Source organism: Gardnerella phocaeensis (assembly GCF_048545075.1).
GTDB classification, from domain to species: domain Bacteria; phylum Actinomycetota; class Actinomycetes; order Actinomycetales; family Bifidobacteriaceae; genus Bifidobacterium; species Bifidobacterium vaginale_J.
Map to the genome: position 1 here is coordinate 43728 of NZ_JBKQXS010000002.1, position 21473 is coordinate 65200.

Genomic DNA, 21473 nt, shown 5'->3' on the forward strand with positions numbered 1-21473 from the left:
TAACCCCCTTATGGCTTTAGGATATTCGTGGTAAGTCTACTCAGGTTGGCGGACGGGCGACGCGCCGCGCGACAACCTGCTTTCGCGCTCAGAGCGTAGCGCGCGAAAGCAACTCGGAGCGGAAACTCGCTCAGGTTGGAAGTCCAGTGGACTTCCAACGCGAGTTTCGTAGCGAGCGCGCTAACCGCGCGAGCGTCCCTCGCTCAGTGCAAAAAATCTCAAATCTCTACCTCACGAATACTTTCTTCTTGAGATTCGCCGTTAAACTTTGCCAAGCAAGCGTCCTTATCTGCCATAATCGCGCTTAGAAGTCCGTGAATAAATGCAATAGCTTCGTCGTCACTATACATTTTTGCGAGCGCAATCGCCTCGTCAATAGCAACTTTGTCTGGAATCTCATCATTAAGAAGCATTTCCCACACAGCAATGCGCAAAATATTTCGATCGATAACAGCCATTCTGCCAACTTTCCAGCCAGTCGAATAGCGGTTTAGCGTCTTGTCGATTCTGTTACGTCGCTCTCCTACGCCTCGAACAATCTCAACAGCGTACTCTGGGAGCGGAGTTTGAGCGCCAGGCTCCTTAACTCGCTCCTCAAGCAAAGAAAGAATATGCTGATTCTTCTCATCCGCCTCATACAGCGTATTCAAAGCCCTTTTACGAGCGGTAGAACGTGCCATCGTAACGCCCTTCTGTGTAACGTATAAAAATTACTTAATAAAGTTGTATCAAAAATTACGCGACCCAGCAACGAATAATCGCCACCGGGTCACTCTATAAAAATTATTTAGAAATAAATAGCTAATTTAATTAGATAACTAATTATTTTAATTAGATAATTAATTCTTTAGTTTTCACGACCAAGGTAAGAGCCGTCACGAGTGTCAACCTTCACCTTTTCGCCTTCACCCACGAAGAGTGGAACCTGGATTTCAGCACCGGTTTCCACGGTTGCAGGCTTAGTACCAGCGTTAGAACGATTGCCTTGCAAGCCTGGCTCAGTGTGAGTAATAGTCAAAATAACGGAAGCTGGAAGCTCAACACTCAAAGGAGTGCCGTCATGGAAGCTTACGATGCAGTCGGTGCCTTCAAGCAAATACTTGCTCTGCTCGCCAACCAAAACCTTAGGAATATAAACCTGGTCGTAAGTGGTCATATCCATAAAGACGAAGTTGTCGCCATCTTCGTATGAATATTGCAACGTGCGGTTATCAACGGTCTCGAACTCCATCTTCATGCCGGCATTAAAAGTCTTGTCGACAATCTTGCCCGAGAGCACGTTCTTAATGGTGGTACGCACAAAAGCAGGACCCTTGCCTGGCTTCACGTGCTGGAACTTAACGACGGTCCAAAGCTGACCGTCAAGGTTCAAAACCGATCCATTCTTAATATCATTGGTAGTCTGTGCCACGAGTTACCCGTTTCTTTCGACGTAGGCCGTTTAACGCGGCCATGTAATAAACCTTGCTAATTATGCCACAATGCCTCAACTAATTAAAATAACAACACTTTCCTAGCGCAATTAGTTGATTATTGTTTATCATTTTGATTTGAAGATTCCGGATTATTGCTGCGACCCATTGGAATATAACCGCCTTGATCATCCTTAGGATGTGGAGCATTTAACGGATACCCATTGCCATCAAGATTTGTAAAATCTGCGCTTATCTTCTTAATTTTCGCCAAATAATCTTTAATAGCATTTTGCAAATCTGTAATACACTGGTTTAATTCATCGCTGTTGTTACTGCTTTTAGCAAGAGCTTTTCCTGCAGTATCAACAACTTTTTCTAAATCGGCTTTAGCTGCACCAAAAATAGGAACATTCTTAGTTTTATCTATAAGCTCTTGACCTTGCTTAACTAATTCTAATAGCTTATTAGAAATTTCTTTTCTACCTGTTTCCAAAGCTGTTTTAGCAGATTTTACAAGAGCGTCTCCGTCTTTATTAAAAGAGTCGACTTTATCTGAAAGCTTATTTTCAACAGATGAAGAATTATCAGAATCAGTTCCAGCAGGACAGTTAGGTATTTTCTCTTTAGAATCAGATTTCGCGTAATTTAATGATGATTCAAAATCTTCAAACGCACTTTTAGCTTCATCTGAATACGAATTGAATTCAACTTTTTTAATATTAATAGCGCGAATAACGTCATCATCTGAAAGAGATTTTATAAGATTTTTTTGAGCATTAACTGCTTTTTCTCGCATTTGAATACAAGTTTTAGAAGGAGCAGAAACACTATTTTTCGGCTTGTTTTTATTGGTAGTTAAGAAGAATACTGCTGCGACTACGATTGCAACTACTATAATCGAAACAGCAACTACAGCAATAACGACTTTACTATTTTTAGAAACAGAACTATTTTGCTCTCTCATAATCAGTCATTCCACCATCTAAAAAGTAACTAAAATAGACTTTAATTAGCAGACAGAATTAGACGCTAGTTTAAAATCTACTTATAAAATACGAATCTTATAAATTCTATCATTTAAACTATTTACGCACCATATTCTCGCAAATAATTTTCAGCCCTACTACTTAGATTATGGATTTATAGATTATTTTTCAACAAATTCAACAGTTTTGAAACAAATTCAGCAACGTCATCTTTATCTGCACTTTTTGTTAGAACAGACACTCCGATCCTATTCTTGCCCTTCTTAAGAATCAAGAAATAGTTATAAACATTCTTAATTCCTTGACCACGATGAGCCATAACCTCTATGCCGTCTGGAACATTCACGCCATCAGCAGAAATATCGTAACCCGTTGCATTGGCAATAGTCGAATTTTGCATAGCTTTTGAAAGCATCATCGCAGCATCATGAGAAGAAGTAAGATTTTCGTGACCATCGTTCGATGCATCAACATCACCATATTTGCGAGTAAAAGATGTATTTGAATAGCCATTATCTGACAGCCATTGATCTAATCCGTCTATGCCACCTTGATCATCTAAAAGCTCATTAGCGGAGTCATTACTCATTGTCTTAATAACATCTTCACACTTATCTTCATAATCATGCTGTTGATTGTCCTTAGTATAAAGAACAACAGGGAAATAAAAACCTACAGCAGGGAATGTTTTACGAGAATTAGAAGACTCATACAATATGCCCTTCTTGCCAGAAATTGCTACAGACACGCTATTATTTGAAGCAAAATTGTTTACTAATTTATTGATTTTTTTAGTATTGAGCTTTTCACTCGCGCCAACAGCGTTATCCTTATCGCTGCTAGCATCGCTATCTTCATCGTCTGAATCTAAATCATCATTGGTTAGAACATGCTGCTTAGATCTATTATTCTTTGATTTTGATGATTTTAATTCAGTTTTATTATTTGATTTAGCTGTTCGCGCATTATTTACATACCACCATGCACCAGCACCTATAACCAAAACACAGGAAATAATAGCGGCTATTAAAGTAATAATTACTTTCTTCTTGCGCTTATCCTCATCTGAATGAGAATAATTAGCCGGAGCTTCGCCTTGCGCATAAGATGAATTATTCATAGAAGATTGTTCGCTCGAAGAACCCATAATAGGAGAACCTGAAACGCTTAGATTATCCGGTAAAGCTTCCTGCGCATGAAATACAGTAGTAGGAGCTTCGTTAGTAGGCAATTCGTATTGTTGATTTTGGATTGCTGACTCGGCTGCTGGCGTAACTTCTAAAAGCGCTCCGCAAGTATTGCAAAACTTGCTATTATCAGCATTTTTATTACCACATTGCGTGCAGAACATATTCTTCCTTTAAATAAATACATCTATTGCAACGCATTATTTTACACCCGCTTACAATAGATTACTTATCAAAAATCATACTTCATTAAAACTTAAAAAACTTATATACTACTTTTATGAAACTTCTTGGCAATATTGTGTGGCTGATATTCGGCGGTCTTTTCATTGCTGCAAGCTGGTTATTTATGAGTTTCCTTCTTTGCATAACCGTTATTGGCATACCATTAGGCATTCAAGCATTCAAAATGGCAAAGCTCACGCTCACACCATTTGGAAAACACGTTATTTACCAAGGCGGCACTAGCACAATTTGGAACATACTATGGATTGTATTTTTCATTGGGCCAATGCTTGCATTAGGCTATATCGTTTCAGGATTCATTTGCTGCTGCACAATTGTTGGCATTCCATTTGGCATACAATCTTTCAAAATGGCAAAACTTGCGTTGTGGCCGTTTGGTTCCGAAATTGTAGAGGATAATTACGCACCATACGTGCGCAAGTAGTCTGCAGCGCGCGAAGCTAATTCCTCATCCATAACTGGCTTACCGTCAGCATTAGTGAGTTTTTGAGCTGCAGCGAAAATTTCGCGCACATTAGCAATTGGCAAAACCGGGAAGCCAAACTCCTGCTCTACTGCTTTTACTGCAGAAAGCTCACTGTCTTTCGTGCGTTCCATTCTGTCTACTGCCAAAATCAATCCAACAACTTGCACATTCGCTTCCGCTTTAAGCTTTGGCAAAGTTTCGCGAACTGCAGTTCCAGCGGTCATCACGTCGTCAACTAACAGAACTTTCATGCCGTCTTTTAGCGGTTTTCCAACCATAATTCCGCCGTCGCCGTGATCCTTTCGCTCTTTGCGATCGAAAGTAAAGCCGACTGGCATATTGTGATTATTCGTCAAAGCCATTGCCGTAGAAACTGCCAACGGAATGCCCTTATAAGCAGGACCGAAAACAGTGTCGATATCTTTCGGAAGTTTGCCATCTTCGATTGCTGCAACAACGCGCTCAGCGTAGTATGCACCTAGGCTCGCGATTTTCATTCCGTCGTCAAAAGCGCCAGCGTTAATAAAATAAGGTGATTGACGACCAGATTTCAGTGTAAAGTCACCAAATTTAAGCGCGCCTGAATCAAGCAAAAACTTTGTAAAACGTTCATCTAATTCTGCCATAATTAACTCTCTTTCTTAAAATAATTTTAAATACTTTCTAAATACGCTTACTTTCTTAATTTCAGCGCCAAGTCTTTCCTTCAGCAAGCAAAGAAGCAAGCTTTGGACGAGAATCAAGCAAATCGTCAAGCTCACGAGCAATGCGAATAGGAGCAGTAGGATCCACCAAAGCCGCCGCACCAACTTCTACAGCATTCGCGCCAGCATACAAGTATTCCAAAGCTTTTTCGCCAGAATCAATGCCGCCAATACCAATAATTGGAATATCTGGCATAGCTTGACGAACTCGCCACACGAATCCAAGTCCAATCGGGAAAATCGCAGGGCCGGAAACGCCACCCGTACGGTTTGCAATAATCGGCTCACCGGTTCGAATATCAATTCGCAAACCAACAAGCGTATTAATCATACTTAAAGCGTCCGCTCCAGCATCAACAGCAGCTTTGCAAATCGAGACGATATCCGTCACGTTTGGCGTCATTTTTACAATCATTGGCTTATCTGTCATTGCGCGAAGTCGCTTAATTAAGCGGTGTAACGCAACCGGATCCGTGCCGACGCTCATTCCGCCGTGAGTCACGTTTGGGCAGCTTACGTTAATTTCGAGCATGTCTGCAGCAGAATCCGCGAGCTTTTCAACAACTTGCGCATAATCGTCGTCACTGTGACCTGCAACATTAGTAATAACAAGCGCTCCCATTTTCTTTAATTTCGGAAGCTCGTCTACTAAATAGTGGTCGACGCCAGGATTTTGCAATCCGACTGCGTTTACCATGCCGGATGGAGACTCTGCAGTGCGCGGAGAAGGATTTCCTTCCCAAGGAACAGGAGAAACGCCTTTTGTGCAAATTGCGCCGAGCTGGCTTACGTCGTAAAAGCGTCGGCAAGCTGCAAGCTGGAAAGTTCCAGAAGCTGTTCCAACCATGTTTTTCCATTTAACGCCTGCAACTTGAGTTGGATGTTTCCAAACGTGGCTAGTGTCAAAGCCAAAAGTTTCAGCGGAATTTGTTGCGGAATTTGTTGCGCAATTTGCGTTATTTACAGAATTATTTTCGGCATTATTTACAGCACTCATATTTTTTACTCCCAACCCAAACGATTCGCATCAAAAACAGGACCGTCGTTGCAAACTTTCAGCCTGCCTTCTAAAGTGTCAACAACGCAAGCAACGCAAGTTCCGTATCCGCATCCCATACGCGCTTCTAAACTGAGCTGGCACTCAATATTTCTTTCATGCGCCCAGTGAGCTACGGCTTTCATCATAGGCAAAGGACCGCAAGACAAAATAACAGTTGGCAAATCGTCGTCGAAATCAAAATGCTTAACTTTTTCAAGCTCGTCTAGCAGCGTAATAACAGTTCCTTCAGCATTCGTAATACTGTGTACGTCTGAAATATATTCTTTCGTTAAATCATCTGCAAAACGCTTGTTACGGTAGCCAAGCACTGCCGTTACGCTGGAATCTTCACGCTTTGAAAGCGCTTGAGCAGCACACAAAATAGGTGGCACGCCCAAACCGCCACTAACCAACACATAATGTGCAGGTTTGGAAATATTAAAACCTAATCCCAAAGGCCCAAGAGCGTCAACGCTATCTCCTGGCTTAAGCTCAGCAAACTTAGCAGTGCCTTTGCCAATCACAGCAAAAATCAAAGTAAAAGTATCGCCTTCTACGCTTGCAACTCCAAAAGGACGCGGAAGCATAGCAGTTGGGTCAGGGGAATACAAGTTCACAAATTGTGCAGGAGCAGCTTTTTTAGCAATCTCAGAATCTCGCAAAGTTAAACGGTACACGCCTTCGTCTAGCTTCTCATTATTGAGCACTTCTACAGCTCTACGCCCCCAAAGGCGCGAATATTTTGCATTATTGCTTTCGTCTGCAGAACTTGAGCCGGAAGAATCAAAAGCGTCTTCACGTAACGTAATTATGGCGTTTCCAGAGGCTTTTCGCGTTGGAATAAACATGCCATCACTCATGTGGTTTCCCCTACCCTTGTATGTGTTTTGTACCGTTGCGTTTTATTTTTAATTTTAATTATATTTTTAGTTATATTTATTTTAGTTATACATTCTAGCGATACACTGCATTGCGCAAGTCGTCACGCATGTTTTTCGCAGCAACAGCTGCAGAATCACGCACAATATCGAGAATGTCATCGAGAGACATATGCCGTTGATTTTTAGCGTAATCTTCAGACTTTTTCCAAGCAGCAATAATACCGCGCGAAGAATTTACAATAGCACCTTCAGAGTTTGCATCAAACATTCCAGCAACATCTTGAGCCGTACCGCCTTGAGCGCCATAGCCTGGAACAAGGAAGAAAGTGTGCGGCATAATCTCGCGCAAATGCTTGCCCTCCTCCGGATGCGTGGCACCTACAACTGCACCAACCTTAGAATAGCCATGCTTGCCAATGCTTGAAGCACCCCAGTTCTCAATCAAATCAGCCATATGCTCATACACTGGCTTGCCATCTTGCAAAATAAGCTCCTGCAGCTCTTTGCTAGAAGGATTCGAGGTGCGAAGCAGTACAAAAATGCTTTTATCGTGCGCTACTGCTTCATCGATAAAAGGCTTCACACCATCCGAACCCATATAAGGGTTTACTGTAAGCGAATCTTCATGCCAAACGTCAAGATTTTTAGAACTTTTTAGAAGATTTTTAAGAGATTGCGGCACCGCGTTGCTATTAGTGGCGTCGTCTTCAAAATATGAAGAAAGATTAGCGAAACCGCTTAAATGAGCAGCATACTGACCAGCTGTAGAGCCAATATCTCCGCGCTTTGCGTCACCTATTACAACTAATCCTTGCGATTTTGCGTACTCGCAAGTCATTGCGTACGTGTCCATTCCAGCGGAACCGAGAGCTTCGTACATTGCAATTTGCGGCTTTACAGCCGGCACAAAATCTGCAACCGCGTCGATAATAGCGCGATTAAACTCAAAATAAGCTGTAGCTAAAAGCGTTGGCAGCGCATCCTCGCCTTCTACTTCTTGCAAAACTTCGTCCGCAAGAGAGCTAATAATTTCCACAGGCACAATTCCAGGCTTAGGGTCCAAGCCCACAACACTAGGATTTTGCTTGACTGCAATCGCTTCAATAAGTTCGTCCATAATTTACTACCATTCCAAATTTATATTTAATCAATCACATTCTCGAGAAAGCAATTTCTGAACCAATAATCGTCGCAACCGGCCTTCCTGTAAGTTGCCATCCATCAAAAGGAGTATTTCGAGCTTTTGAGTGGAACAAATTTGCGTCAACCGCCCAATTTTCGCGCATATTAATCAGCACTAAATCAACGTTTTCAGGGTGCTCAGTAATACTTAAACGCAGCGTTCGCTTGTTTGCGCATCGCGAAGAAATATTAAGCAAAGCCGCAATATCAGTAGGTCTTCTGCTCATCAATTGCATTGGATTTACTGCCATCAATTCGATTAAATGCTTGTCATCCGTATACCCGGCTTCTACAAGCACTTTTCTGCAAACGCCATACGCGCACTCAAGCCCAATAATTCCGTTAGGAGTGCTTGCAAAATCTCCCGACTTTTCTTCCGCAGTGTGAGGCGCGTGATCTGTTGCAATCATGTCAATTGTGCCATCCGCAATAGCAGCGAGCGTTGCTTGACGATCCGCTTTTGAACGAAGAGGAGGATTCATTTTAGCCATCGCGCCATATCGCAAAACATCCTCATCACACAAAGCTAAATAGTGAGGCGCAGTTTCACACGTAATTGGCAAGCCCGCTTTTTTCGCTTTACGAATCGCTTCAAAAGCTGCCGCCGTGCTCACATGCTGGAAATGCACGTGTACGCCAGTTTCTTTGGCTGCATCAATATCTCTTTGCACAATTGCAAGCTCAGTAGAAGCTGGAATTCCACCAACACCAAGCATTTTTGCAATCGGGCCCTCGTTTACAGCTCCCGTATCATGATGCTCACAATGCTCAACGAAAGGCAAACCAGTTTGTTTTGCCATCGCTAATACATCTCGCAAAATCGGTTCGGGCACTGCAGCACCGTCGTCGCTTATAGCAGTAATCGGGTGCTTTTTCATAGGAGAAGTTTTTTCGTCGTCGTCGATTCCAGCAACATACTTTTTCCAAAGCTCAATATTGCTTGGCTTTAAACCTTTACGTCCCAATGATGCACACACGCTCAAATCGTAGCGAACTGGCAATTTTACGCCGTAAATGCAACCATAACGCTGCAAATAGTCAACTACATTTTCTACATCAAATGGAGCATCTTCCCAGGGCTCGCCGTCAAGAGCTGGAACAGTATTTGGCATAATCAAAACTTGCGTATAACCGCCAGCCGCCGCAGCCTCACTGCCGGTCATCATTGTTTCTTTTGCTGTTTGCCCTGGATCTCTAAAATGCACATGCGGATCTGCAAAACCAGGAGCAACAACCCAATCGCTTGCGTCAATGTCGCCAGTAACGCGCGCATTCTGCTCTATAAGGGCATCCTGACGAACGCCATCAACAATAAGATCAATACGTTCGCCAGTATCCCACACAGAGATATTGCGCAAAGTTAAGGTGCCTGATTCGTTCATTTCACTCCTGGTTTTGCGTAATTTTTACAGTTATACAATAATATTATTAAATTTTTTACTTAGTTTCTGCTTCTTCGTCGCAATACATGCAGCGATACTCATGCCTTACGGAATCAGCTTTGTAGAACTTGCGTTTAAGAGTTAGTTCGCTGTTTGTTATGCAACGAGGATTCGGGCAAGTAAGATTTTCAGGCGCATTCACGTCCGTCACATGCACGCGAGGATCCGCCAAAGAAATTCCGTGCGCGTCAACCGCTTGCAATTCGTCTTCTGGAACGTTCACAAAATCGGTTGGCTCGTAGCCGCAAAGCTCGTCGCCAAGAACGGAACTTTCCAAAGCCATGCGCATAAGCATACCGTTTTTAACCTGCTCAAAGTATGCTGCGCGAGGATCGTCGTCAACGTCAACAGCAATCTCGTTAATTCGAGGAAGCGGATGCAGCACAGGCATATGCGACTTTGCTTTTTGCAACTTTTCTTCCGTCAAAATGTACGTGTCACGAAGCCGCAAGTATTGCTCGCGATCCGTAAAACGCTCTTCTTGCACGCGAGTCATGTAAAGCACGTCAAGCTTGCCAATAACTTCCATCAAGTCGCGAGTTTCCTCGTAAGTACACGAAGGCGTATCATCAATGCGGTCGATTACGTACTGAGGAGTTTTAAGCTCATCCGGGCTAATCAGCACAAAATGAACGTTTCCAAAGCGGCACAAAGTTTCAATAAGCGAGTGAACTGTGCGTCCGTAAGTTAAGTCGCCACACAAGCCAACAGTCAAATTATTAAGGCGACCGAAACGCGCAAGAATAGTTGCCAAGTCTGCAAGAGTTTGAGTTGGATGCATGTGACCGCCGTCGCCCGCGTTAATAATAGGCGTGCTCACAGCTTGAGTTGCAACAAAAGCAGCACCCTCCTTTGGGTGACGCATTGCAACAACATCAACATAATTAGACACGACTTTCAAAGTATCGTTTACAGTCTCACCTTTGCTTGCGCTAGAAAGTTGCGCGCCTGCAAAGCCGATTACCTTGCCTCCTAAACGCAGCATTGCTGTTTCGAAGCTTAAGCGAGTGCGCGTGCTCGGCTCATAAAAAAGAGTGGCCAACACTCTGCCATCGCAAGTGTGAGCCACTTCTTTACGGTGCGAATCAATGTATCGCGCTTTGTCTAAAAGCATTCGTATTTGCGCAGTTGAAATATCGTCTAATGTAACAACACTTTTGCCCGCTAGAGAATTTGCAATTGAGCTTAGAGAAAAAGTTTGATGTAAAGAACTAGAAATTGCGTTCGTCATAATAAGTACCGCTCACCTTCCGTCAATTGGCAAGACGGTCGCAACCACACGCGACCTACGCAATTTTACTGATTAGCGTTGACGAATCTATATACGGAGTGGTGACATACTAGCATTTTCTGCATCTTGAGTAACAAGAATATTAAAAGAACTCATTACAAGCCCTTTTCTAACTCAGCAAAAACATCCGCATATGGGCGTGCTAAACCAGAAACTGACTGCTTATAACTATGCATAAGTTTTGCAGAAAAATCAGTAGATAATAATTCGTCATTTTCTTCTAAATTTTCACTACTGACTGCTTGTTTTATAGGTGCAGAAACATCAGCATAAAAAACTGAAGAGTTAGCTCTTTCTTTTACATCATTACTCATTACTGCATTTTTCATTAAAATCACCTCCCGTCCTGTAATTATATCCTAAAGAAGAGAATGCAACAATAAACGCAAATCGTACTAAGATGACGCAATTACGCCATAACGCCTAGCGAGCGTAGAAAAGGCGAGACATGATTTCGCGGCACTGACGCATGGTTGCTAGAAGATCGTTTTCAAAAACGCGGCCCTGGTTAGGCTCGTAACCAAGGTAAGTTGCAATTCCGCCCAAAGAATACGAGTCAGTTGGAATAATATCTGCGCGAGCCATTGAGCCAGACCACAAGAAGTTTGCGTTGCGCACTGCAGAACACATATGCCAGCAGCGGCTTAAAACTTCAGCATCCTCGTCGCTTATAAAATGCTCAGATTGCAATGCTTTCAACGCTTGCATAGTTCCAACTACTCGTAAAGACTTATGCTTTGAAGCATATTGCAATTGCATCAATTGCACGGTCCACTCAACATCGCTTAAACCGCCACGACCAAGCTTCAAATGCCTATCCCTACTCACACCTCGAGGCAAACGCTCCGCTTCCATGCGCGCTTTAAGCTTACGAATTTCAGCAAGCTGAGATTCACTAAGAGGATTTGCAGCGTAACGCAATTCGTTCACAACGCCATCAAGCAAAGCATCCGCCAACTTTTTAGAACCTGCAGCAAAACGCGCTCGCAACAACGCTTGATGCTCCCAAGTGCTAGCCCACTGACGATAATAATTTTCGCAAGATTCTAGCGAACGAACGAGCGGACCGTCTTTTCCTTCCGGACGCAAATCCAAATCGACCATGATTTTTGGTTCAAGCGTAAGAGGACCTTGCAAAATATTGCGCAAAATATCTACAGTTTTTTGCGCAAAGCGGTGAGCTGCGTTTAAATCGCAATCTTCACCAACCGGCTTGTAAATTACCATAATGTCTGCGTCAGAACAGAAGTTTACTTCTCTACCGCCGTAACGACCTAAAGCAATAATAGCAATTTCAGCTTGAGGAGCATTCAAATTCATTGCTGACACAGCTTCACGCATAGACCATTGCAAAGTCGCATCTAAAATAGCATCAAACACGTCACTCATTGCAAGCATAGAAGTATCGTCGTCAATAAGACCACACATCCAAGCTAAAGCAACTCGCTCAATTTCCTGCCGGCGAAGAGCACGCAAAGACTGCGCAAAATCCGCAATATTACTTGCATAACGCGCAACCATTGCACTAGTTTGCATGTCGAGACTTGCCCTATCGCGCGCAGATAACGCTTCGTCGTCACCAAGCCAAGTAATAGACTGCATCGACTGCATCATAGCGTCGCCAAGATATCGAGAATCCGCCAAAACGTGGCAAAGACGCTGAGCTGCGGAAGGAGAATCACGCAAAAAACCAAGATACGTGTTCTTTCCGCCAAAACGCTCCGCAAGACGCCTCCACGCAAGCAAACCCATATCTGGATTCTGCCCGTCGCCAAGCCACTTCAACACTGCCGGAAGCAGAATCCTATGAATTTTAGCAGCCCTAGAAAGCCCCTCCGTAAGCGCTTCAACATGCAACTGTGCTGCACGAGCATCCGCAAAACCAATAGAAGCAAAGCGCGCGCGAGCAGCCTCCGGCGAAAGTACAATAGGATCCGCATCCGTTTGAGCGTTAATAGGAAGCATCGGACGGTAGTAAATATCCTTATGCAAGTGCCGAATTTCACGACGAGCTTTATCAAAACGCGCAACCAACTCTTCCGGACGAAGCCGCACAGCACGAGCAAGACGGCAAATCTGCTCATTATTATTAAGCTGCTCTGTAGAAATTGTGCGCGCACGATCCAAACCGCCGTTTCCTTGCGCACCCAAATCTGGGAACAAATGCGTGCGATGCATACTCCACATTTGCTGACGATGCTCAAGAACGCGCTCAAAACGGTAGTGTTCTGCCAAAAGCGCCGCCTGAGACCTAGAAACGTAGCCACCTTGAGCCAACGCTTGCAAAGCAGAAATAGTATCCCTTACGCGAAGCGACTCATCCTCACTTCCGTGCACAAGCTGCAGCATTTGCACAGTAAACTCAACGTCACGCAAGCCACCGCGACCAAGCTTCATATCCAAATCGCGTTGAGAAGCCGGAATAAGCGACTCCACACGCTGACGCATATGCTGACAGTCAGCTACAAAATGCTCACGACCAGAAGCCTTCCAAATAAACGGCTCTACCATATCGCGATAAGCTTTTCCAAGATCCGCATCCCCTGCTGCAGGGCGCGACTTCAAAAGCGCTTGAAACTCCCAGCTACTCGCCCACTTCTCATAATATTCCCTATGAGAATCAAGCCTACGAACAAGAGGACCATCCTTACCTTCCGGGCGAAGCGCAGTATCAATCTGCCAAAGTGGAGGCTCCACAGAGCCCATAACCACCGACTGGCATACTTTTTGCAAAACCATCGCCATAGAAGCACCAACGCGCAAAGCAGCGTCCTGATTCTGCTTGTTGCCGGAGTCCGCAGGCTCCACAACGTAAATCAAATCGATGTCGGAAACGTAGTTAATTTCTTGCGCACCAAGCTTACCCATAGCAATAATCGCAAATCTGCATGCGGAAGAACCAGTAACCTGACCGCGCGAAATAGACAACGCTGCCTCTAGAACAGCATCCGCCGCGTCGGAAAGTTTGCGACTAATATCTGGCTGCACTTCAACAGGGTCTGCGCTCGCTAAATCAGCTGCCATAATTGCAGCAACATGCTCACGGTAGCGCGCACGAAGCGCAGAAACTGCTTGCGCAAAGCCGAGAGATGTTAAGTAAATTGTGTTGGAATCGCTGCTTTCAGAAGCAACAACTGTTGCAGTATACGCTTGTATTGCTTCGAGTAGGTCTTTTACGCGCTCTTCCCTAGTCATTGCAAAAAGATGATTCGGGTCGTTTGCCGCGGCTTTTATAAGATTAGGTCTTGTGCGCATAAGCATTGCAAGCGCGTTAGACGCACCTAATACTTGCATTAGGCTTGTTAATGAGTCAGATATTTGCGAATTTGAAGTTGAAATATTATTTATTATTTCGGGGTATGCTTCACTTAAATCTTGCAATGAAAGCAATGCAGAATCTGGATCTTCAACTGTAAGCGCGCTTCTTAGCAATGTTTCAAACGATATTTTATTGCAGTTTTTGCGTATTGCCATCATTGCGCAACGTGCAGCATCCGGGCGAGAAAAGCCGGCTTTAATAAGGCTTCTTGAGGTGAGTGCGGAAGAGTTTGTGCTGCTTTCGTTGCAGTTGGTTTCAGTAGTTGCACTATCTGTTATGTTCGCACTTTCCATACCGCAACTTTACACTGTGGTAATGTACAAAAATCCCTCGCGGATTATCGTAGGATAACCTGCGAGGGATTACTTAGTTATGAGCGAGACTACTCGTTGGAATGCTTGCGGCGGCGAGAAGCAACGCCAGCAGCACCAAGTCCTGAGAATACTGCAGCAAGACTTGCAAACAAGCCAGTTGCAGCACCAGTCTTAGCAAGACCACTAGCATTACCGGAAGCGCCAGAGGCATTACGCCACGCAGCCTTAGCAGCCTGAAGCTTCCTCAAAGCCTCATCAACCTGAGCCTGAGTAGCATTCTTATCAGCAAGCACACGCTTAGCTTCAGCCAAAGCACTCACGTAAGCTTTAGCAGCAGCAGTGTTCGACTTAGACGCAGCAGAAGAATCCGCTTCAGAATTATTAACTTCGACTTGCAAAGCAGACTTATCAACCAAAGCACTCTGAGAATCACTAGTATCAAAACCATCCCCAGCATCAGCATCGGTATCATAGCCGCTACCGCTACCAACACCACTGCCAGCGCCAAACGGGTGATTAAGCTTATACTTAGCAGCCTGAAGCTTTCTCAAAGCCTCATCAACCTGAGCCTGAGTAGCATTAGGATCGTTAAGTACGCTGTCAGCTTCAGCCAAAGCCTTCTTATAAGCCTCAATATCGTCGCGTTTGCCAATAATGAAGTACAAAGACTTACGGAACTTAGCATCATCATCAGCCTCATCCTGAAGCTTAGACTTATCAGTCTTATTAGAATCAGTAAGCTTCTTCTTAGCATCCTGAAGCTTCTTCAAAGCCTCATCAACCTGAGCCTGGGTAGCATTAGCGTCGCCAAGAACCTTGTTAGCGTCTTCGAGAGCCTTCTTGTAATCCTCAAGAGCCTTCTTAGACTCGTCATCACCATTAGCTTGAGCATTCTGATACTCAGGAGTCTTGGTGAAATCAGAATCCTTACCAGCCTCAGCAGTCAAATCAGACTTATTAGTCTTGTAGCCGTCAGTAATCTTCTTCTTAGCGGCTTTCAAGACATCTAGAGCAGCGTCAACTTCTTGCTGAGTTGGGATGTCCTTTTCTCCAGGCTTTGGCTTACCGTTCTCATCGAACTTGCCAAGAAGGTCATTAGCTTTCTTTAGAGCATCTTTGTACGTTTGTACATCTTTTTTGCCGTCAGCATCCGTTTTAGCAAGTGCATTCTGGTACTCAGCAGAGTTTTCGAACTTATCTTTGTCTTCCTTTGCTCCGCCGTCGTCATTAAGCTCTTTGGTTTCTTTCTTAAGAGCGTCAACTTTGGTCGTAAAGGCGTCATCGATAGCTTGCTTTGCCTTCTTCAAAGCTTCAAGAGCAGCATCAACCTGCTTCTGTGTTGGCTTTTTATCTGGATCAGCATTCGGATCGGTACTGTTTACCTGCGCAATCAAGTCTTGTGCAGCCTTCAGCTTCTTGTTGTAATCTTCCAGCTTCTTAGTTGCGGAACCATCTTTCTTTGCATCCTCTTCAGATTCAGCGTTCTTCTTTGCAAGCGCGTTCTTGTACGCAACCGACTCTTCAAACTTAGGAGTTACAGGCTGACCCTTGTCATCCTTATCGCCGACTTCGTTTTCAAGCTTGTCGGTCTTGGTCTTGTAGCCGTTGGTAACTGCGTCCATTGCTTCTTGCAAGGTCTTAAGAGCAGCATCAACTTCCTTCTGAGTCTTGCCAGTTGGATTATCAATGATGTCCTTGGCCTTCTTCAAAGCACTGTTTGCTACGGCATCATCGAGAGCTTCTACGACTTTTTTAGCTGCGTCTTTCGTATTTTGATCAGCCTTCTGATCATCTTTAAGATCTACCGCATTCTTATACTCAGGAGTCTTCTTAAAGTCGCCACCTGCAAAGTCTTTAGCAGAAGTCAACGGCTCAAGATTGGTCTTGTAGTTGTCAGTAATCTGCTTCTTAGCTGCTTTAAGAGCATCGAGTGCATCATTAATTTCTTGCTGCGTTGGATGCGAACTGTTCTTAGCACCCGGATCTGTAGGATTAGCAGCCTTTACAAGATCGCGAGCTTTCTTGAGCGCATCCTTGTAAGCCTTGACATCGTCATTATCCTTGTTGCCTTCTACCTTCTTGTCGTCGGCATTCTTGAACTCTGGAGTGTTCTCGAAGTCGCTTTCAGTAACAGCAGGAGCATATTCAGCAGTAGACTTATTAATTTCTTTTTCAAGATCAGTAGTAACAGTCTTGTACTTCTCAATCTCAGTGCGAGCAGCGTCAAGATTCTTCAAAGCCTCGTCAATCTGCTTCTGAGTTGGCTTAGCGTCAAGCGGTGTATTGCTCTTAGGGTCGTGCTTTGCAAGCAAGTCCTGAGCTTCAACTAATGCCTTGTCGTATGCCTTCTTAGCTTCCTTAGCAGCGTTATTCTTCTCGGTATCTTCAACTAACTTAGTTTGGTCAGTTTTATCTGCCTTCATGAAGTGAGGATCGGAGGCGTTGCGGTATGCGTCGGAGGTAACAGTACCTTCGGTAGCAGGTGTGTTACTCTGCTTCTCTTTACCGTGCTTTTCAACGCTGCTCTTCAGCGCTTCAACGTTAGTATCTTGAGCCTTAAGAGCATCACGCTTCTCATTAAGCTTCTTAAGAGCCGCATCCACCTGCGCCTGGGTAGCGGTTGGATCCGTCAAGAGCTTCTTAGCCTCAGTAAGCGCATCGTCATAATCCTTAGCCTTCTGCTTGATGGCGTCATATCCAGAAGTATCTTCCTTGCCATCAGTACCCAGCTTGTGCGGATCTTTAGCATTCTTATACGCCGGATCCTTCTGAGTATCAGTATCCTTGTTGATGGATTCCAACAGCTTATCGGTCTTGGTTGCAAACTTATCCAGTGCCTTCGCCGCTTCGTTCATTTCCTTAATGATATCGTCAACATCCCTGTTCAGCGGCTCACCGTTTTTGTGCGCCTGAATGTCTTTCAGGTAGTCCTTATCGTTAAGGTTGCCGTTCTTCTTAGGGGTATTCGTATCAGGAATATCCTTACCATCTGCTTGATCTTTCGGAAGCGTGTTAGTAAGCGCCTTATGCAGCTTCTCTACTGCGGCGTCATACTTCTTTTTAGCTTCTTTTGCTTCTTCGCTCGCATCATCTGCGGACACATTCTTGTAGGCTGGGCTCTTTTGTATTGCAACGTCATTAAGCGCAGCAGCCGAAAGTCTGCTGGTGTCGGTTGCATAGGTGTCGATAATCTTGCGCGCAGCAATTAGCTGATTCTGAACCGCATTAACCTTATCCTGCGTTATAGAACTGTTCGGCTTATTAAGCTCCGTCATCAAGTCTTTTGCAGCGTGATAAGCATCGTTGTAGGCTTTGAAGTCCTTCTTTGCCTGCTCATCACCTGCTTGCGCCTTATCAAAAGCGTTAAAGTACGCAGGCATCAAATAACCACTGAAGTTGTCAGCAAGAGCTTGCGCAAGGTCAGTTGACTTTGTTTGATAGGTATCAGCATGAAGTGCTGTTTCAGCATCTTCAAGCGCATTCTTTGCTTTATCTACATCGGCCTTTGTAGCGTTCTCGTCACCAAGCACTCTCTTAGCTTCTGCGAGTGCGTCGTCGTAATTCTTAACGGCTTGTTGAGCGGCGGCGTCTCCCGTCTTATTCTTTGCGTTCTTGTAGAACACACTTTGCTTGTTGGCATCGTTTGGATCGGGGTTATCGAAGCTCTTTTTCACAGCAGCATCCAAAGGAGCTTTGTTGGTTGCGTTAGCGTCGAGAACCGCTTTAGCCTTCTTAAGATCATCAATAGCCTTGTTTACTTCCTTCTGGGAAGCGTTTGGATTGGCCGCAACCTCGCCCGCCTTCTTTACAGCGTTGTCGTATGCTTCGCGCTGCTCAGTAGTAGAGTTTTGGTAAGTAGGGTCGGCGGTCTTAAGCTTCGCTTCACCTTGCTTATCAACATCTCCCGTGTTCACCTTGCCATCCGTGGCAATCGCTGCACTCAACCCATCTTTATTAGTGGTAAATTCGTTAAGCTTCTTGCGAGCCTCATCCAACTTAGCCTTCGCGTCGTCGACAGCCTTCTGCGTAGCGTTCTTGTCTTCCTTTAACGTCTTAGCGTCTTCAAGAGCCTTGTCGTAGGCTTTCTTGGCTTCCCTAGCGGCTTTGTTCCTGGCTTCGTCAGTTTTACCATCAGCTGTCTTAAAGTCAGGGTCGCTTACGTTCTTGAACTGATTCGTTGCTTGCGTACCAGTTGCAGCGGTAGTACCTTGAGCCGCTTTACCATTGGCTTCAATCGAAGTGTTCAGCCCGTCCTTGTTGGTGTCAGGACCATCAAGTTCGGCACGTGCCTTATTAAGATTAATCGTTGCGTTGTCGATTTGAGCCTTCTGCTCTTCGGTAAGCTTCGACTCGTCGGTATCCTTCACAGAGTCATACAGTGTCTTTGCAGTTTGCAACGCCTTATCGTACGCCTCTTTCTTCTTATCAGAAGCGTTGTAATAGGCTGGCTGCGTTGGAACTTCTTTGCCCTCAACAGGAACAGTCGTGTGACCATCAACCGACTTCTTCAAATCACTTGTCTTGTGATTCGTTTGCGGCACAAAGATAACGTTAATCGCCTTCGCTGTGTTGCCTGGGTTGCGACCCTGCTCCAAATACACGTCCTTGTAGTATGTCATTTCATACGGCTGAACGAACAAGCGCGCTTTGTAGATTTTGCCCTTTTTGCCGGCTACCTTTACCGAACCGGCTTCTGGATCCCATGAATACGAACCAGCTTCTGATAAATTATCACCGAGTTTTTCGTCGGAATGGCTCACCTTTTGGTTGCCTATCCAGTATGGACCGCTCATATTGCCCAGCGAAAGATCGCCTGTTGGTTCGTCACCTTTAAGCGCATAGTGCATGTGCGACTTGCGAGGTTTACCATTTGAACCTTCGTGGTCGAGATTCTCGCCGCCTTGAAGTTCGCGCAAACCAGCCTGCTGATCTTTCGGCGTAGCTTTCAAAAGTTTAATAATATCGTCAGTTTTAAGCTCTTTAGCAGCCGTTGGATCGTAGCGATAAATAATAGTGGTATGACTATCGTTGCTCCACGATAAACCTTCGTCAGAGTCGCGACCGTCAAGCTTATTCTTAGTATTGTCCCACGAAACGTCGTAATCTTTGCGGATATCTACAAGGCGCGTTAATTTATTTTGTTTTACGTCAGAAGTAAACTCAGCATAGGCTTTATCGGTCTTGATCTTAACGGTAATCTTATTTTCCGCCTGACCGTTTGAAATGCCCTGATTAGCTTTACCAGCTCCAGTAGTGTCGCCCGTAAGATACGAGAGTGTAATTTGATCTGTGCTGGTAAGGTCAAGATCTTTGTTATTTTTGTTTGCGTCGAGAATCGACTGCTTAATGCGTTCAAGCTCGGCATTGGAGTAGCCAAGTGGGTTGTAAACAACGGTTGCTTTGTCATTTGCAGGAACGCTAATCTGATTTTCTTCAAGCTTCTTCAGCACGAGGTCTTTGAGGGCGATCTTAGGAGCGTCGTTTTCATCCACGCCGTCGAAGTGGATTACAGCATTACCATCTGCATCAAACGTGATTTTATCGGTAGTTACGCCGTTAATCTTTGCAAGCTTCTTTGCGATTTCTTCCTTAACTTCAGCCGAAGGATTAGTCGGGTCTTCAACAATCGGCTTATCAATGCGATCATCGTAGCGCGCAACGGTAAGCGGAATATCCCCGGACTTAAAGCCCAAATCCGTAACCATATAGGTGTTAAGAGTCTTCGCACCAACTACGTAAGTCTTATCTTTTGCGCCTTGAGCTGAGGTTTCCTTATTAATAGCATTAAACGTAGTCTTGTCGTAAGCATCATCAGCTTTTACGTTAATATTTTGCGTAAACGCTCCAGAAAGCTGATCATTTACCGACTTTTTATCACTACGCGCGGTTTCAACATTGCCAGCTTCAGTAATTGCTGCTTGAACCTTTTCAGGAGTAAGCTCTTGGTTATACTTAAGCACCACAGAGCCAGAAGTCTTTGGCGGAACAAGCGTTACAGTGCGGAATACGTTTGTTTTATAAGCAATATCTTCTTTACCATCTTTATTAGTTACATACACGAAAATAGATCGACTGGCTGTATACTTCTCAGCGCCTCCATTAAGGTTACCATCCCTAAAAAGAGTTTTCATCTTAAGGTCAGCAGAACCATCATCATTCGCAGTAAACTCATATTCGCCAGAATAGGCTTGGTGTTTACCTGAATTTTTCGAGTAAAAATCAATACCTCTCTCACTTTTTTCATTATTGAAACCATTTGTCTTAGAAGGGAAAATAGCAATACTGGTAATCTTGCTACCATCTTTTGGCTTATCAAAGTGGAAGGTTACGGTGTGTGTTTCGCCAGCTTTGCTATACGTATTGTCTGAGCTTCCCCAAGCATACGCATTTGGCATAGTTTCAGCGTTATTCTCGTTAATTTCAATCTTGGTATTAGCGGAATCCGATGTATCAGGCTTAATTTTATTAGAATCTTGGTTTGCTGCATTATTATTAGAAGCGCGATCCTGATTTTCAGACGCAGTATCATCAGATTGTGGAGCTTTATCACTCAAATCACGCCTTGACCGACTCTTTACAACAGTCGATTCATCTCCATTATCGTCAGTAGTTACAGTGTTATTAGATTCCTCATCATTATCCTGCTTATTGGTCTGCTCAGTCTGTTCCTGCTTAGCAGCGTCCTCAGTCTCAGTTTCCTTAGCTTTATCAGACTTAGTAGTATCCTTACCATCCGCAGCCTTACCAGCGTCAGCCTTCTTATTAGCACCAGCATTCTCATCAGCAGTCACAGCAGTCGGCTTAGTATCAGGAGCCGCACCAGTCTCCGCCGCCATTGCAGGAGTTGCACCAAAAGCAAACGCAGCACCAGCCAACACGCCTGCGGCTCCAACCGTAAATGCCGCCACCTTGCGAGCATCCACAGCCTTCGCAATCGCGTTGCTTACTGCAGCATCCAATGTAACCTTGCGTGCGTGCTTGCCGGAATTTGAATTAGCCAT

The 21473-nt window shown here is 44.5% G+C and carries 14 protein-coding genes; 1 reads left to right on the forward strand and 13 read right to left on the reverse strand.

The features are described from left to right. Positions 1-218 precede the first annotated feature (218 nt). The 4 genes from nusB to ACJV2T_RS03050 form a co-directional block, all read right to left on the reverse strand. Positions 219-680 carry a transcription antitermination factor NusB gene (nusB, locus tag ACJV2T_RS03035; RefSeq protein WP_419399103.1) on the reverse strand — a complete coding sequence of 154 codons (462 nt, stop codon included), beginning with the start codon at positions 678-680 and terminating at the stop codon, positions 219-221. Between the two features lie 167 nt (positions 681-847). Beyond that, positions 848-1411, reverse strand: a complete 564-nt coding sequence (gene efp / locus ACJV2T_RS03040) for an elongation factor P (protein WP_004111770.1) — start codon at positions 1409-1411, stop codon at positions 848-850. 119 nt (positions 1412-1530) lie between these two features. Further along, positions 1531-2379, reverse strand: a complete 849-nt coding sequence (locus ACJV2T_RS03045) for a hypothetical protein (RefSeq protein ID WP_391495856.1) — start codon at positions 2377-2379, stop codon at positions 1531-1533. 176 nt (positions 2380-2555) lie between these two features. Further along, positions 2556-3752: a zinc-ribbon domain-containing protein gene (locus tag ACJV2T_RS03050; RefSeq protein WP_419399104.1), complete on the reverse strand. Its 1197-nt coding sequence runs from the start codon at positions 3750-3752 to the stop codon at positions 2556-2558. 116 nt (positions 3753-3868) lie between these two features. Here ACJV2T_RS03050 and ACJV2T_RS03055 point away from each other — a divergent pair, with 116 nt between their 5' ends. Further along, a complete protein-coding gene (locus tag ACJV2T_RS03055) occupies positions 3869-4258 on the forward strand; it encodes a YccF domain-containing protein (RefSeq protein ID WP_415682888.1) in 390 nt (129 codons plus the stop codon). Here ACJV2T_RS03055 and pyrE read toward each other — a convergent pair. The 9 genes from pyrE to ACJV2T_RS03100 all read right to left on the reverse strand — a co-directional run bounded on the left by pyrE (position 4234) and on the right by ACJV2T_RS03100 (position 21473). Further along, complete coding sequence (gene pyrE / locus ACJV2T_RS03060; RefSeq protein WP_419399105.1) at positions 4234-4926, reverse strand: orotate phosphoribosyltransferase; 693 nt, start codon at positions 4924-4926, stop codon at positions 4234-4236. The genes ACJV2T_RS03055 and pyrE overlap by 25 nt on opposite strands. Positions 4927-4987: 61 nt before the next feature. Beyond that, positions 4988-6001, reverse strand: coding sequence for a dihydroorotate dehydrogenase (locus ACJV2T_RS03065; protein ID WP_419399106.1), 1014 nt, complete (start codon positions 5999-6001; stop codon positions 4988-4990). 5 nt (positions 6002-6006) lie between these two features. Beyond that, a complete protein-coding gene (locus ACJV2T_RS03070) occupies positions 6007-6903 on the reverse strand; it encodes a dihydroorotate dehydrogenase electron transfer subunit (protein ID WP_419399107.1) in 897 nt (298 codons plus the stop codon). Between the two features lie 94 nt (positions 6904-6997). After that, positions 6998-8041, reverse strand: coding sequence for an orotidine-5'-phosphate decarboxylase (pyrF, locus tag ACJV2T_RS03075; protein WP_419399108.1), 1044 nt, complete (start codon positions 8039-8041; stop codon positions 6998-7000). Between the two features lie 34 nt (positions 8042-8075). Further along, positions 8076-9488 (reverse strand): dihydroorotase, encoded by a 1413-nt coding sequence (locus ACJV2T_RS03080; protein ID WP_419399109.1) that lies wholly within the window; start codon positions 9486-9488, stop codon positions 8076-8078. A gap of 55 nt (positions 9489-9543) precedes the next feature. Beyond that, positions 9544-10779 carry an aspartate carbamoyltransferase gene (gene pyrB, locus ACJV2T_RS03085; RefSeq protein ID WP_415682883.1) on the reverse strand — a complete coding sequence of 412 codons (1236 nt, stop codon included), beginning with the start codon at positions 10777-10779 and terminating at the stop codon, positions 9544-9546. Positions 10780-10934: 155 nt separating this feature from the next. Then, positions 10935-11168 (reverse strand): hypothetical protein, encoded by a 234-nt coding sequence (locus ACJV2T_RS03090; protein ID WP_415689854.1) that lies wholly within the window; start codon positions 11166-11168, stop codon positions 10935-10937. Between the two features lie 94 nt (positions 11169-11262). Continuing rightward, positions 11263-14451 (reverse strand): bifunctional [glutamine synthetase] adenylyltransferase/[glutamine synthetase]-adenylyl-L-tyrosine phosphorylase, encoded by a 3189-nt coding sequence (locus tag ACJV2T_RS03095; RefSeq protein WP_419399110.1) that lies wholly within the window; start codon positions 14449-14451, stop codon positions 11263-11265. 89 nt (positions 14452-14540) lie between these two features. Then, complete coding sequence (locus ACJV2T_RS03100) at positions 14541-21473, reverse strand: peptidase (RefSeq protein WP_419399111.1); 6933 nt, start codon at positions 21471-21473, stop codon at positions 14541-14543.